The following is a 13781-nucleotide window of genomic DNA, read 5'->3' as shown; positions in this document are numbered from 1 at the left end:
GGGCTACCCGGTTCGGATGTCGCCACACCGGTCCCGGCAGTCCCCGTGGCGCGCATGCCGGTGGAGCATCGGGGTAGTGGTCCGCGCGACCAGGGTTGGGCGGCAGGGCTGCCCCCTGGTCGTCACCCCGGAAGGAAGAGGCATGTCGCACACGACGCTCGCCGGCGTGGTCGCCACCCAGCACCGGCGGCTGCGCGAGATGGTGGCTGACGTGGCGCGCGCGGCACCGGGGGCCCGGGACGCGGCGCTCCACCGGCTGCTGCGCCACCTCGCGGTCCACCTGGCCGCGGAGCGCGTCGCCCTCGCGGCCGACGGGGTGGCCGGGGCCGGGGACGCCGTCGAGGAGCACGAGATCGTCGAGGGGGCAGAGCGTCTCGACGACCTGGGCACAGACTGCCCGTCCTTCGCGGTGCAGCTCGGGCTCCTCGCGGCGGGGATGGTGCACCACGAGACGAGGTCGGAGCGGGAGGTCGTCCCACGGTTCGTGACGGCGCAGGAGGCGGGGGACCTCGACCGCGCGGAGCAACTCCTGCTCAGGTGTGACGACATCGCCGTGCTCGACGAGGACGCGCTCCCCGGCGTGGGGTTCGGCCACATGCTGCGGGACGCCAGGGCGGCGGTCAACGAGCGCGCCCGGCTCCCGTCCTGAGCCGCTCGGTCATCGCCGCGCGAGAATCCGTGCCACCAAACCCCCGTCGGCAGGCTATGGGTGGCACGGTATAACCCTAGGTCCAGATCCGGCCGCGTGGCGGGTCAGACAGTGTGCCCTCCTTCTTCCTGACGGAGGACAGTCATGTCCAAGACCCCACGTTCCACCTTGCCTGGCGAGCGCGACCAGGTCGTCGAAGGCCTCCTCGACCGCGTCGCCGTCACGACCGACCTCGACGAGCAGCGACGCCTGCGCGCCCAGGTCGTCGAGGAGATGCTGCCGCTGGCCGACGGTCTGGCCCACCGGTACGCCGGCCGCGGTGTCGACCGTGACGACCTCGAGCAGGTCGCCCGGACGGCGCTCGTCGCGGCCGCCAACCGCTACCACCCGGACTCGGGGTCGGGGTTCGTCGCGTTCGCGGTGCCGACCATCACCGGCGAGCTCAAGCGCCACTTTCGGGACTGCGGCTGGGTCGTCCGACCGCCGCGCCGCATGCAGGAGCTTCGGGCCGAGGTGGTGGTGGCGGAGGAGAGCCTGCGACACCGGCTCGGGCGCGAGGCGACCACCGCGGAGATCGCGGCGCTGCTGGAGTGCGAGTGCGCCGACATCGAGTCGGCCCGCCTGTGCAGCACCGCGTTCCGACCGGCATCACTGGACGCGCCGGTGCTGGCCGGCGGGACCGAGGGCGACCGCCTCGCCGACGTCGGGGACTTCTACCACCGCTTCGAGCTGCACACCGACCTGCGGCTGGCCCTGGACGCCCTGGGAGAGCGCGACCGCCGGGTGGTTCGGCTGCGGTTCGTGGAGGAGCTGACGCAGTCGGAGATCGGGTCGATGCTCGGGGTCAGCCAGATGCAGGTCTCGCGGATCCTGTCGCGGATCCTACGTCAGCTGCGGGAAAGCCTCGACGTGGTCGCCGCCTGAGGGTGGGTCGCGGGTGGCGGCCGGAGGGGGCGGTCGAGACGTCCGCCTGAGAGCCGCCGGTGAAGGTGTGCTGCCCCGGGATCCATGCCTGCGGAGAGAATCCCCTGCCGGGCGCACGGAGTGGTTGCGCCCCGGAAGGAGACCTTGCGGAGAGACCGTTCTCGGGGGAGAAGCGTTTCTCCTTTGTCGCCCCGGGTACCTGATCGCCGCCCACCGGCACGGAGCCGGTCCGGAGACGAGGAGGTCGAGTGATGGCGACGACGTGGCGACGGTGGCTCGTGGTGGTCCCCTTGGTGGCTCTGGCCGGGTGCGCCGGCGTGGGTGGCAACCGGGGGCGGGACGAGGTGGTGTCCTCCAAGGACGACGCGCAGTCCTCCTGGGCGGGACGCGCCACCGGCTCGATGACGACGATGGGCTTTGGCGGCGAGGACGAGGTGGGCCAGTCCCGCGTCTAGGCTTCAAGACGGCGAACCCCGACGTCGACGTCACCGTCAACCCCGGCGGCTTCGACGCCCAGCAGTTCCTCACCGCGCTCGCGAGCGGCAACCCGCCCGACGCCGTCTCGATGGACCGCACGCTCATCGGCTCCTACGCCGCCAAGGGGGCGATCCAGCCGCTGGACGACTGCATCGCCGGCCAGAGCATCGACGCCTTGCAGTACCGGTCGGCCGCCATGCGCTCGGTCACCTACGACGGGCACCCCTACGGCATCCCCGAGTTCTCCATCGTCCAGACCGACCTCGTCGACGCAAAGACGTTGAAGGCCGAGGGCGTCGACCCGTCGCAGATCCTGACCCGCGACTGGGATGCCCTCGCCGCGACCGCGACGAAGCTCTACCGCGCCGACGGGTCGAAGATCCAGCGCATCGGGTTCGATCCCAAGCTGCCCGACTCCTTCCCGCTGTGGGCGAAGATCAACGGGGTCGACATCGTCGGCGAGGACGGCGCCCCGCGCCTCGACGACCCCAAGGCCGTCGAGGCGCTCGAGTACACCGTCGGGCTCGTCCAGGCCCAGGGCGGTTGGACGAAGTTCAAGTCCTTCCGCGACAGCTTCGACATCTTCGGTGCCGACAACCCGCTGACGCTGGGCACGATCACCGCCTTTCCGATGGAGAACTGGTACGTCAACGTGCTGCGCGACTCCATCCCGAAGGGCCTCGAGTTGGAGTCGGAGATCATCACGGACCGCCAAGGGAAGCCGGTGAGCATGCTGGGCGGTTCGGCGTGGGTGATCCCGAAGGGCGCGAAGAACCCGGTCGCGGCGTGTCAGTGGGCCAAGACGATGACCTCGACGGACACCTGGATGAAGGCCGCCGATGCCCGAATGCAGACCGTGGAGAAGGACAAGTCGTTCTTCACGGGACTGTTCACGGCCAACACCGAGGCCGACGAACAGATCCGGGAGCAGTACCTGACGCCGGCGCCCGACGCGGGCTTCGCGCACGCCATCGACAACTACTACTCGGTCCTCGACAAGGCCACCGCGGTCAACCCCTCGCCCGCCGGCGCCGAGATCGACGCCGCCTGGCAGAGCGCGGTCTCTCGCGCCCTCGAGGGCACACCGGCCGCGCAGGCCCTCCAGCAGGCGCAGGAGGAGGCCGAGTCCGCGTACGAGAAGGCCGGGCGGTGAGCGGGCGGCTGCAGCGGCAGGAGACCCGGGCGGCCTTCGGGTTCATCTCGCCGTGGGTCGTCGGGTTCCTGCTCTTCACCGCCGGGCCGATGGTCGCCAGCCTCGTGCTCTCGTTCACCGACTACTCGATCGTCGACACCGCCCACGGGGTGGGGCTGGCGAACTACCGCGAGCTGAGCGAGGACCCGCGGGTGCGGACCGCCCTGATCAACACGGTCGTCTACGCGCTGCTCTATGTCCCGGCCGCGACGGTCGTGGCGCTCGGGCTCGCGCTGCTGCTTCACCGGGTTGGGCGCGCGGCGGGCTTCTTCCGCACCGCGTTCTACCTGCCGGTCATGACGCCGGCCGTGGCCGCTGGGGCGATGTTCCTGCTCCTCCTCAACGGTCAGCGCGGCCTGGTCAACGAGGTCCTCGGCTGGTTCGGGGTGCAGGGCCCGAGCTGGACGACGGACCCGACGTGGATGAAGCCTTCGCTCGCCGTCGTCAGCCTGTGGGCGGTCGGCGGCAGTGTCGTCATCTACCTCGCGGCGCTCAAGAACGTGCCGGTCGCGCTCCACGAGGCGGCGATGCTCGACGGTGCCGGCCCGGTGCGGCGCTTCTGGCACGTGACCGTGCCGATGATCTCGGGGGCCCTCTTCTTCGGGGTCGTCACGCACACCATCGCGGCGCTGCAGATGTTCGACCAGGCGTACACGATGTTCTACGGCCCGCAGCAGAAGGCCAGCGCGTCCGACTCCTCGCTTGTCTACATGGTCTACCTGTTCCAGAACGCGTTCCAGTACTTCCGGATGGGGTACGCGTCGGCGCTCGCGTGGCTGCTGTTCGTCATCATCCTTGTCGTCACGGTCGTCCAAGTGCGCGTGGGCAACCGCTTCGTCCACTACGAGGGGAGCCGCTCGTGACCACACCCACCTCGGACGCCCGGCCCGACCTCGCGCGCCTGCCCGTCGCCGGCGCCGAGCCGGCCCCCGCCGGTCCGCTCCCTGCGCCGGTGCGGCTGCGCCGCAACGGAACCCCCACGTCGGGGCGCCGCCGGATCGGTCAGGCCCTCTACCTCCTCGTGCTGCTCGGCGCGACGGCCCTGTTCGTCTACCCGCTCGCGTGGCTGGTCTCGGCCTCGCTCAAGCCCAAGTCGCAGGTGTTCGACAACTCGCTGCTGCCGGAGACGGTGCAGTGGTCGAACTTCGTCGAGGTCTGGCAGGCCGGCCCGGTGCTGCGCTCGGTTTTCAACTGGGCGACGGTCGGGCTGATGGCCGCGACGGCGGTCACGATGTCGAGCGCGTTCGTCGCCTTCGGGTTCGCCTACTTCCGGTTCCGTTGGCGCGGGCCGCTGTTCGGCCTAGTCCTCGCGACGATGATGCTGCCCGGTGCCGTGACGATGATCCCGACCTACCTCATCTGGAATCAGGCCGGTCTCGTCAACACGCAGGTACCGCTGTGGGCCCAGAACCTCTTCGGGTCGGCGTTCTACATCTTCCTGCTGCGGCAGTTCTTCCTCGGCATCCCGCGGGAGCTGTTCGAGGCCGCCCGCGTCGACGGCGCCAGCCACCTGACGATGTTCCGCCGCATCGCGCTGCCGCTCGCCCGGCCGGCGCTCGTCATCGTGTTCGTCTTCGAGCTCCAGGCCAGCTGGTCGGACCTCATGAAACCCCTGATCTACCTCCAGACCCCGGAGTACTTCACGATGCCCCGGGGACTGAAGCAGATCGTCGACACCGTCGCCCTCTCGGGCGAGTACCACTGGGAGATCGCCATGGCCGCAACCCTCGTCGCGACGGTCCCGATGATCGTCGTCTTCGCGTTCACGCAGCGCTTCGTCCTCGACGGCATCGCCACTACGGCGAGGCAGGGATGAGCGCCGCCGCTCGGCTCAGTGACGTGGGGGCCGCCTCGTGCCGCCGGTGTGGTCGCCTCGTGGGGATGCTCCGCGCCGAGGTGCCCCTGGTCCCCCGCGCCACGCCCTCGCTCTACTGGGCCGACTCGATGCGCGAGTGCCGGTGTGAGACAACTCTGCTTCCTCGACCGGCGTCGCTGCCGTCCTCGATCCGCGTCCGTCTGCGGGAGGTGGTCGCCGCCTCGGCCGGGGCCCGACCCTGGGAACAGCTCGTGACGCGTGAGCCGCTGGAGATCCTCGTCTGAGGCCATCCCGACCGGACCGCCCCCGGCGGGGCGGACGCGTCCGGTCGGGGCGTGACGCGACACCCGACGGGTAGTGGCAGGACGGCGCCGTCGGTCCGGGCGGTGCCCCGCGACCCAGGAGCACCCCGATGACCCAGATCCCCGCCCAGGAGCAGGAGTGGCCGGGCACGACCGCCGCCCTCGACCCCCGACCGGACCACGGCGAGACGTCGTGGGTGGGGCGTGACCGCCTCGTCGGCAAGCGCGTCCTCGTGACCGGCGGCGACTCCGGCATCGGTCGGGCCGTCGCCGTCACCTTCGCGCACGAGGGCGCGACCCTCGTCGTCACGCACCTGCCGGAGGAGGCCGAGGACGCACGCGAGACGGTCGCCGCGGTCGAGGCCGCCGGCGGCCGGGCGGTCGCGGTCGAGGCCGACCTGCGCACCCACGGCGCGGTCGTCGAGGTCGTCGACCGGGTGCGCGCCGAGCTCGGTGGCCTCGACGTGCTCGTGAGCAACGCGGCCTTCCAGATGACGCACGACGGTCTCGAGGACTTCCCGCCCGAGCAGGTCGAGCGGACCTTCGCCACGAACGTCTTCGCAACCTTCTGGCTGGTGCGCGAGCTGGCGCGCGACCTCGAGGAGTCGCAGGGCTCGGTCGTCGTCACGACCTCCGTCCAGGCCTACCAGCCGGGCGAGAACCTCCTCGACTACGCGGCGACGAAGGCCGCCCTCACCAACCTCGTCGTCAACCTCGCCCAGGAGCTCGGCCCGCGGGGGATCCGCGTCAACGCGGTCGCCCCCGGACCGATCTGGACCCCGCTCATCCCCGCGACGATGCCGGCCGACGCCGTCGAGGGCTTCGGCGCGCAGACACCGCTCGGACGGGTCGGCCAGCCGGTCGAGGTGGCCGCGGCCTTCGTCTTCCTCGCCTCCGACGAGGCGAGCTACGTCTCCGGGACGGTGCTCGGCGTGACGGGCGGCAAACCCGTCTTCTGACGGGACCGGCCGTGCCGACGCACCACCCGCCACACCGGCCCGCCCCCGTCGACGCCGTCGGTCTCGCGCGTCGGCGGGCCGCCGGCCTCGTCGGCCTCGCGCTCGCTGCGCTCGGCGTCGCCGGGTTCCTGCCGGGAATCACCTCCGGGCTCGGCGAGCTCGCCCCCACCGGCCAGGGGTCCGGGGCACACCTCCTCGGGATCCTCCAGGTCTCGGTGGCGCACAACTTCGTGCACCTGGGGCTCGGGCTGGCCGGGGGGGGTGGGCCGCCCGGTCGGCGCGTGCGGCCCGGGCGTTCCTGCTGACGGCCGGTGCGGTGTTCCTCGGACTGTGGGTGCACGGCCTCGTCGTCGAGCCGTCCTCCGCCGCCAACGTCGTGCCGGTCGACGACGTCGGCGGCGTGCTGCACCTCCTGCTCGGGATGATCCTCGCCGCCCTCGCCCTGCTGCGTCCACGCACGGTGACGGCCGAGGACGGATGACCTCCCGGCTGCGCACATCGTCAGACGTGGAGTGCGCATCCGTTCCGGCAGAACGTTTCCGGCTCCCACCACCGGGTACGCCCCGCCCATGCCGTCGAGGGTCGACGGCGGGAGAGGACGGGCGCAGATGACCACCCAGACGAACCGGACGGACGCCGAGGGCGTCCAGGCCACGGGAGAGCACGCGAAGCAGGCGACCGCCGACGTCGCGAGCACCGCGGCCGACGAGGCGCGCAACGTCGCCCACGAGACCAAGGACCAGGCCCGACAGCTGTGGGACCAGGCCCGCTCCGACCTCACCGACCAGGCCGGGACCCAGCAGCAGCGCGCGGCCGACGGGCTGCGAGCGCTCGCCGACCAGCTCGGGGCCATGGCCCGCAACGCCGAGGACGGAGGCCCGGCCCGTGACCTCGTCGACGACGTCGCCCGGCGGGCCGGGACCGCGGCCGGCTGGCTCGAGGACCGCGACCCCGGAGCACTGCTCGACGAGACCCGCCGTTTCGCGCAGCGCCGCCCGGGGACCTTCCTCGCGGTCGCCGCCGGGCTCGGCGTGCTCGCCGGGCGGATGAGCCGCGGCATGGCCGCCGGTGAGCCGAGCGGTTCCTCGAACACCTCCGGCGGCAACTCCGCCACGACGGACGGAGCCGGCGGCTCGAGCGCGACGGGCAGCGGGTCCGGTGCGCGCGCAGGGTCGTCCGACGGCACGGGTGACGCCGGGGGCGACGCGGCCGTGCCGAACGCCACCTCGCCACGCGAGGCCACGACCGGGACGACGCCGACGACCCCGGGCGCGAGCCCGCAGACGGCGGCGGCCGGAGGCGCCACGCTCCCTGACGACGAGCTGCGGGGCGTCCACCGCCAGACGCAGCCCATCGACCCCGACGGACGCCCGACGCCGATCGGCGACGACGGCCTCCTCGAGGGGCCGGGCGACCTCGGCCGGAGCGGACGATGACCGAGCGGAGCACCCGGCCCGACCTGCCCGAGCCGTCGCTGCGGTCCGTCGGCGAGATCCTCGGCGAGGTCACCTCCGACCTCTCGACGCTCGTGCGGCAGGAGGTCGACCTCGCCAAGGCCGAGCTGCGCCAGAGCGCCGACCACGCCAAGGCGGGGGCCTCGATGCTCGCCGTCACCGCGGTGGCCGGGCACCTCGTGCTCGTCTTCCTGTCCGTCGCGGCCTGGTGGGGGCTCGGCCAGTGGATGGGCCGGGACTGGTCGGCGCTCGTCGTCGCCCTCGTCTGGGCGCTCGTCGCCGCCGTCACGGCCGTCCTCGGCCGCAACCGCCTGCGCCGGGCCACCCCCGTCGCCCCGCGCACCGTCGACACCACCACCGAGATCCCCGACGCCCTGAGAGGACAGTCATGACCCCGACCCAGCAGGACCCCGACGAGATCCGCCGCGAGATCGACCGCACGCGCGGGCGGCTGACGGAGGACGTCGACGTCCTCGCCGACAGCGTCCGCCCGTCGAGCGTCGCGCGCCGGACGACCCAGCGGGCGGGCTCCCGCGCCGCCGGGCTCCGCGACCGCGTCATGGGCACGGCCCACGACGTCGCGGGCGCCGGCGGCGACACCGCGCACGGAGCGACCGACGCGGTCCGCGAGGTGCCCGGTCAGGTGCGCGAGACCGCCCGCGGCAACCCGCTCGCGGCCGGGGCGGTCGCGTTGGCCGCCGGCTGGCTCGTCGGCTCTCTCCTGCCGCCGAGCGCGGCCGAGCGCCGCCTCGCGGCGAGCGCGGCCGAGAGGGCGCAGCCCCTCGTGGACGAGGTGAAGTCGGTCGCCGGGGAGACCGCCGGCGGCCTGCAGGAGAGCACCCAAGAGGCCGTGCAGTCGGTGCGGGACACCGCGTCCGACAGCGTCTCTCGCGTCAAGGACGAGGGCTCGTCCGCGGCGCAGGACGTGACACAGGAGGCGAAGGAGCAGACCTCCTCGGGCGGCTGAGCCACCGCCGGCAGGGGCCCATGACCGCTTCGGCGGCCGTGGGCCCGTCGCCGTCCCGGGGACCAGCAGACCATCCCCAGGTGCCTGCTACACCGCAGTAGGTGTCGCCGAGGCGACACTTACTGCGGTGTACACGCACCGGGGGCGGGGAGTGCGCCGGAGGGCCGGGCGGCGCCCGGCCCCCCGCGCCCTGTCAGCTCGTGCGGCCCTGGCGCTCCCAGACCCGGTGCGTCGACAGCGCCCGGACGAGGTCGCCCGCGAGGCCGTCGAGGTCGCCGGTCAGCACCCCCGGCGCCGAGGTGTCGACGCCGAGCCGCTCCGCGATCGAGGGCTCGAGGACGGCCACCGGCTTCGCGTGCCGCAGCGCCTCGCTGACGAGGGTGGTGACCCGCGGGTCGACGTCGGGCACGGTCGCGTCGACGACCGGCTCGTCACCGAGCGGCGGCGGGGCGTCGGCGAGGACGACGGCGTCGAGCTCGACCGAGCGGGCGGTGTGCAGCGTGCGATATGCCTGCTCCGGCCGGTCCGGCCAGACCGGGCCGCCCACCGGCGCGACGAGGAGGACCGTGACGAGCGCCTCGCGCAGCGCCGTGGTCAACGCCTCCACGTCCGCGGGGTCGGTGTCGGCCGACACGACGACCCCCACCTGGCGCCCCTCGACCGGCCACTCGCGGCCGATCTGCGAGAGCGCCGGGCTCGGCTCCACCTCGGGGACGTCGACGCTCGCCGGCGCCGGCATCCCGAGCCGGGTGGCGACCCGCGCGGCCAGCCCGTCGTCCACCTGTGCGAGCGCGAGCAGCTGCCGGGTCCGGATCGTGGAGTCCCAGCACTTGCCGAGCTCGAAGGCGTACGCGGCGACGATGTGGTCCTGCTCGACCGGGCTCATGCTGACCCAGAACTGCCGGGTCTGGCTGAAGTGGTCCCCGAAGGACGCCGGGTTGCGACGGACCTTGGTCGCCTCGGCCGCGACGGCCGCCGGGAAGTCCTCCAGGGCCGGCTCGCCGGCGCCGACCGTGAACGGGCAGCCGCCGTCGAGGCTGTTGGGCTTGTAGGGCGCCACCCCGCCGTGGACCGCGCTCTGGTGCAGGCCGTCGCGCAGCATGTCGTTGACCGGGGCGTGCGTCCGGTTGACCGGCAGCTGGTTGAAGTTCGGGCCGCCGAGGCGCGTCAGCTGGGTGTCGACGTAGGAGAACAGCCGCGCCTGGAGCAGCGGGTCGTCGGTGACGTCGATGCCCGGCACGAGGTGCCCGAGGTGGAAGGCAACCTGCTCGGTCTCGGCGAAGAAGTTCGTCGGCGTCGCGTTGAGCGTCAGCTCACCGATCGGCTGCACCGGGGCGAGCTCCTCGGGGACCAGCTTGGTGGGGTCGAGCAGGTCGATCCCCTCGAAGGTCTGGTCCGGGGTGTCGGGGAAGACCTGGACGCCGAGCTCCCACTGAGGGAACGCCCCGGCCTCGATGGCGTCGTAGAGGTCTCGCCGGTGGAAGTCGGGGTCGAACCCGGCGAGCATCTGCGCCTCCTCCCAGACGAGGGAGTGCACCCCGAGCCGCGGCTTCCAGTGGAACTTCGCGAGCGAGCTCGAGCCGTCCGCGGCGACGAGCCGGAAGGTGTGGACGCCGAAGCCCTCCATCGTCCGGTAGGACCGGGGGATACCGCGGTCGGACATGTTCCACATCGTGTGGTGCTGCGCCTCGGTGTGCAGCGACACGAAGTCCCAGAAGGTGTCGTGCGCCGACTGGGCCTGCGGGATCTCGCGGTCGGGGTGCGGCTTGCCCGCGTGGATGATGTCCGGGAACTTGATGCCGTCCTGGATGAAGAAGACCGGGATGTTGTTGCCGACGAGGTCGAAGACCCCCTCCGAGGTGTAGAACTTCGTCGCGAACCCCCGCGTGTCACGGACGGTGTCCGCCGAGCCGCGGGAGCCGAGGACGGTCGAGAACCGGACGAAGACGGGGGTGAGGACGTCCTTGCCGAGGAACGCCGCGCGGGAGAGGTCGCCCGCGGTGCCGTAGCCGAGGAAGACGCCGTGCGCGCCCGTGCCCCGGGCGTGCACCACCCGCTCGGGGATGCGCTCGTGGTCGAAGTGCGTCATCTTCTCGCGGAAGTGGTGGTCCTGCAGCAACGTCGGCCCCCGCTCGCCGGCCTTGAGCGAGTGGTCGGTATCGCGCAGCCGGGTGCCGGTCGACGTGGTCAGGTACTCGCCCTGCTGGGCGAAGTCCGTGGGGTCCGCCTCGAGGGACACCCCCGTCGGGGTGCGGGGGTCGGGGGTCCCCTGCTCCGGCTTCGGGGGCGGCGGGGGACGGGGGTCGGTGGGCTCCTCCAGCGTGGGCGGCTCCGAGGACGGGGCTCCGGGAACGGTGACGGTCGGGTCGGGTGTCGTGTCGCTCATGCGGCGCGGATACCCCTGCGCCCCGGGGCCATGCGTCGCCGTGGCGACGGGTGCGCGGGCTCGTCTAGGGTGAGCGACGGAGTGCCGGAGGTCCAACCCACGGCTGACCGGCGCTCCGTGCGACACGCCAGGACCCAGATGACCGACCCGTCCCCCCAGGCCCGCGCGCGCGACCCGCGCGAGAGCCCCCGGGCCTTGCTCGACTCCCTGTTCCCCGGCGGCGACGAGACCTCCGCCCTCGCCCGCTCGACCGACTGGTCGGCGACCTCGCTCGGCGATCCCACGACGTGGCGACCGGAGCTCGCCGCGGCGATCCGCACGGTCCTCCCCGCGAGCATCCCGATGCTCCTGTGGTGGGGCGAGGACCTCGTCCAGGTCTACAACGACGCCTACCGTCCGGTCTGCGGCGTCAAGCACCCCCGCTCGATGGGCCAGCCGGCCGCGCAGTGCTGGCCCGAGGCCTGGCCGGAGCTCGGACCCCGCGTGCGGCGGGTCGTCGAGAAGGGCGTACCGGACCACGAGGAGGCGCTCCTGCTGCTCCTCCAGCGCCACGCCTTCGTCGAGGAGACCTACTGGCGCTACTCCTTCAGCCCGGTGCGGGCGGCCGACGGGGAGGTCCTGGGGGTCTTCGTCGCGACGACCGAGGTGACGCCCGTCGTCGTCGAGGGCTACCGCTCGGCCGTCGTCTGCGAGCTGGCGGCCCTGCCGAGCCTCGCGGTCGGCTCGGCGCAGGAGGCGGCCACGCGGGTCGTCGAGCTCCTCGCCGCCGACCGTCGGGCCGTACCCTTCGCGGCCCTGCACCTGCCCGACGGCGACGGCGCCCTCGTCCGGGCGGCGAGCACCGGTGTCGTGGACGGGGGCGAGGTCGTCCCCGCCCGCGTCGAGGAGGCCGGGGCGCACGCGCTCGCCGTGGCGGGGCGGACGCGCTCGGCGCAGCACGTCGGGATCGGCCCGGGGGACCTCGTCGTCGAGCCCCCTCCGCTGGCCGGCCACCGCCCGACCGGTCTGGTGCACGTCCCGCTCGGAACGGCGGAGGGTCCCCTCGAGGGTGTGCTGACCCTCGGCCTCACGCCGTACCGCTCCGTCGACGAGGAGTACGAGCGCTTCGTGACCCTCCTCGCGCATCAGATCTCCACCCTCCTCGGCGACGTCCGCGGGGCGGCGGCCGAGCGGGCCCGGGTGGCGGCCTACGCCGAGCTCGACGCCGCGAAGAGCGCCGTCGTCGCCAACGTCAGCCACGAGTTCCGCACCACGCTCACCGTCGTGCTCACGGCCGCGCGCGAGCTGCGCGGCCTCGACCTGGCGGCGGACGAGGCGGAGCAGCACCTCGACGCCGTGGAGCGGGCCGCCGTGCGCCTCGACCGCCTCGTCGGGGCCTTGCTCGACGTCTCCCGGGCCGAGGCGGGTCGGCTCGAGGTCGAGCGTGCGGCGGTCGACCTGGGGGTGCTGACCCGGGACGTGGTGGCCATGTTCCGCAGCGCCGTCGAGGCGGCGGGCCTCGTGCTCGACACCGACGTGGAGGACGTCGTGGCCCTCGCCCACCCCGACTCCTGGAGCACCGTCGTCGCCAACCTGCTGTCCAACGCCTACCGCTTCACCGCGGACGGCAGCATCCGCGTGGCCCTGCGCCGGGAGGGCGACGACGTCGTCCTCGAGGTCGCCGACACCGGCCGGGGCATCGCGCCCGAGGAGGTCGACGCCGTGCTCGAGCGGTTCCGCCGCGGCCCCGGTCGTCCGGTCCGCGGCCACACGGGGACGGGCATCGGGCTGGCCCACGCGCGAGACCTCGTCCGGGCGCACGGCGGCTCACTGACGCTGGAGCCGGGCGCGGGAGGAGGCACGCTCGCCCGCGTCCGGGTGCCGGTCGGCGACCCTTGCAGTGGCGGCACGCCCGCACCCGTCGTCAGCGACTCCTCTCTCGTCGCCGGGCTGCTCGACGGGGCGGTGACCGCCGGTCGTCGCGAGCCGGTCGCCGTCGACGAGGGAATGCCCGACGACCGTCCGCTCCTCGTCCTCGTCGAGGACCACGACGACGTGAGCGGCTACCTCCGGCGGATGCTCGAGGGGGACGGCTGGCGGGTGGTCGCCGTCCCCGACGTCCCGGCCGCGCTCGCCGTCCAGGTCGTCCCGGACCTCCTGCTCTGCGACGTCATGCTCCCCGGCCCGAGCGGGCTCGACCTCGTGCGCGTGCTCCGGGCCGAACGCCGCTGGAGCACGGTGCCGATCGTCCTGCTCACGGCGCGCTCCGGGGCACGGGAGGCGGCGGAGGGCCTGGCCGCCGGCGCCGACGACCACGTCGCGAAGCCCTTCGACCCCGTCGAGCTCCTCGCACGGCTGCGCACGCACCACGAACTCGCCCGGCGGCGCAACAGGCTCGTCGACGAGGCCAAGACCCGGGCCGAGAACCTCGAGGTCGCGCTGCGCACCAACCGCAGCATCGGGATGGCCGTCGGGGTGCTCATGGCGCGCCACCGGGTCCCAAGCGAGCGGGCCTTCGAGATGCTGCGCCGGCGCAGCACGTCGACCAACCGCAAGCTGCGCGACATCGCAGAGGAGGTCGTGCACACCGGCGTGCTCCCGGGCTGATACCCCGTCCTCACCGTCGTACGCACCACCGAGTCCACCGTTCGACGCGGCTCCCCGCCCCGCGGAGCG

The 13781-nt window shown here is 73.3% G+C and carries 15 protein-coding genes; 14 read left to right on the top strand and 1 reads right to left on the bottom strand.

The genetic code is table 11. The features are described from left to right. Positions 1–142 precede the first annotated feature (142 nt). From KMZ30_RS17895 to KMZ30_RS17840, 13 genes are all read left to right on the top strand, one after another. A complete protein-coding gene (locus KMZ30_RS17895; protein WP_215513896.1) occupies positions 143–649 on the top strand; it encodes a hypothetical protein in 507 nt (168 codons plus the stop codon). Between the two features lie 144 nt (positions 650–793). Then, a complete protein-coding gene (locus KMZ30_RS17890; RefSeq protein ID WP_215513897.1) occupies positions 794–1573 on the top strand; it encodes a sigma-70 family RNA polymerase sigma factor in 780 nt (259 codons plus the stop codon). 251 nt (positions 1574–1824) lie between these two features. Then, the gene (locus KMZ30_RS21825) at positions 1825–2028 is read left to right on the top strand and encodes a hypothetical protein (RefSeq protein ID WP_226903108.1); all 204 of its coding nucleotides are present in this window, start codon (positions 1825–1827) and stop codon (positions 2026–2028) included. Continuing rightward, the gene (locus KMZ30_RS17885; protein WP_226903091.1) at positions 1950–3203 is read left to right on the top strand and encodes an ABC transporter substrate-binding protein; all 1254 of its coding nucleotides are present in this window, start codon (positions 1950–1952) and stop codon (positions 3201–3203) included. Before KMZ30_RS21825 ends, KMZ30_RS17885 begins: the two co-directional genes overlap by 79 nt. Continuing rightward, complete coding sequence (locus tag KMZ30_RS17880) at positions 3200–4105, top strand: carbohydrate ABC transporter permease (protein WP_308279840.1); 906 nt, start codon at positions 3200–3202, stop codon at positions 4103–4105. The genes KMZ30_RS17885 and KMZ30_RS17880 overlap by 4 nt, the downstream gene beginning before the upstream one ends. Beyond that, positions 4102–5058: a carbohydrate ABC transporter permease gene (locus tag KMZ30_RS17875; RefSeq protein ID WP_308279841.1), complete on the top strand. Its 957-nt coding sequence runs from the start codon at positions 4102–4104 to the stop codon at positions 5056–5058. The genes KMZ30_RS17880 and KMZ30_RS17875 overlap by 4 nt, the downstream gene beginning before the upstream one ends. 65 nt (positions 5059–5123) lie before the next feature. Continuing rightward, positions 5124–5342 (top strand): hypothetical protein, encoded by a 219-nt coding sequence (locus tag KMZ30_RS17870; RefSeq protein ID WP_215513899.1) that lies wholly within the window; start codon positions 5124–5126, stop codon positions 5340–5342. Positions 5343–5470: 128 nt separating this feature from the next. Beyond that, the gene (locus KMZ30_RS17865) at positions 5471–6319 is read left to right on the top strand and encodes an SDR family oxidoreductase (RefSeq protein WP_215513900.1); all 849 of its coding nucleotides are present in this window, start codon (positions 5471–5473) and stop codon (positions 6317–6319) included. Positions 6320–6330: 11 nt separating this feature from the next. Beyond that, positions 6331–6624, top strand: coding sequence for a DUF4383 domain-containing protein (locus tag KMZ30_RS22470; protein WP_215513901.1), 294 nt, complete (start codon positions 6331–6333; stop codon positions 6622–6624). 11 nt (positions 6625–6635) lie between these two features. Then, positions 6636–6800 (top strand): hypothetical protein, encoded by a 165-nt coding sequence (locus tag KMZ30_RS22110; protein WP_308279842.1) that lies wholly within the window; start codon positions 6636–6638, stop codon positions 6798–6800. A gap of 127 nt (positions 6801–6927) precedes the next feature. Next, the gene (locus KMZ30_RS17850) at positions 6928–7755 is read left to right on the top strand and encodes a hypothetical protein (protein WP_215513902.1); all 828 of its coding nucleotides are present in this window, start codon (positions 6928–6930) and stop codon (positions 7753–7755) included. Continuing rightward, a complete protein-coding gene (locus KMZ30_RS17845) occupies positions 7752–8165 on the top strand; it encodes a phage holin family protein (RefSeq protein WP_051750625.1) in 414 nt (137 codons plus the stop codon). Before KMZ30_RS17850 ends, KMZ30_RS17845 begins: the two co-directional genes overlap by 4 nt. After that, positions 8162–8740, top strand: a complete 579-nt coding sequence (locus KMZ30_RS17840; RefSeq protein ID WP_215513903.1) for a DUF3618 domain-containing protein — start codon at positions 8162–8164, stop codon at positions 8738–8740. The genes KMZ30_RS17845 and KMZ30_RS17840 overlap by 4 nt, the downstream gene beginning before the upstream one ends. A 193-nt stretch (positions 8741–8933) precedes the next feature. On the opposite strand, the gene KMZ30_RS17835 is transcribed toward KMZ30_RS17840, so the two are convergent. Beyond that, positions 8934–11126, bottom strand: a complete 2193-nt coding sequence (locus KMZ30_RS17835) for a catalase (protein ID WP_215513904.1) — start codon at positions 11124–11126, stop codon at positions 8934–8936. A 138-nt stretch (positions 11127–11264) separates the two neighbouring features. On the opposite strand from KMZ30_RS17835, the gene KMZ30_RS17830 reads away from it, so the two are divergent. Next, positions 11265–13712, top strand: coding sequence for an ATP-binding protein (locus KMZ30_RS17830; RefSeq protein ID WP_215513905.1), 2448 nt, complete (start codon positions 11265–11267; stop codon positions 13710–13712). Positions 13713–13781: the final 69 nt, after the last annotated feature.

This window comes from Phycicoccus mangrovi, from assembly GCF_018729305.1.
In the GTDB taxonomy this organism is placed as follows: Bacteria; Actinomycetota; Actinomycetes; order Actinomycetales; family Dermatophilaceae; genus Phycicoccus; species Phycicoccus jejuensis.
This window is presented reverse-complemented; position numbering and strand designations above follow the sequence as displayed.

Coding starts and splice junctions, on each gene's coding strand:
- KMZ30_RS17895 (WP_215513896.1), top strand. CDS start 143: ATGTCGCACACGACGCTCGCCGGCGTGGTCGCCACCCAGCACCGGCGG.
- KMZ30_RS17890 (WP_215513897.1), top strand. CDS start 794: ATGTCCAAGACCCCACGTTCCACCTTGCCTGGCGAGCGCGACCAGGTC.
- KMZ30_RS21825 (WP_226903108.1), top strand. CDS start 1,825: ATGGCGACGACGTGGCGACGGTGGCTCGTGGTGGTCCCCTTGGTGGCT.
- KMZ30_RS17870 (WP_215513899.1), top strand. CDS start 5,124: ATGCTCCGCGCCGAGGTGCCCCTGGTCCCCCGCGCCACGCCCTCGCTC.
- KMZ30_RS17865 (WP_215513900.1), top strand. CDS start 5,471: ATGACCCAGATCCCCGCCCAGGAGCAGGAGTGGCCGGGCACGACCGCC.
- KMZ30_RS17850 (WP_215513902.1), top strand. CDS start 6,928: ATGACCACCCAGACGAACCGGACGGACGCCGAGGGCGTCCAGGCCACG.
- KMZ30_RS17845 (WP_051750625.1), top strand. CDS start 7,752: ATGACCGAGCGGAGCACCCGGCCCGACCTGCCCGAGCCGTCGCTGCGG.
- KMZ30_RS17840 (WP_215513903.1), top strand. CDS start 8,162: ATGACCCCGACCCAGCAGGACCCCGACGAGATCCGCCGCGAGATCGAC.
- KMZ30_RS17835 (WP_215513904.1), bottom strand. CDS start 11,126: ATGAGCGACACGACACCCGACCCGACCGTCACCGTTCCCGGAGCCCCG.
- KMZ30_RS17830 (WP_215513905.1), top strand. CDS start 11,265: ATGACCGACCCGTCCCCCCAGGCCCGCGCGCGCGACCCGCGCGAGAGC.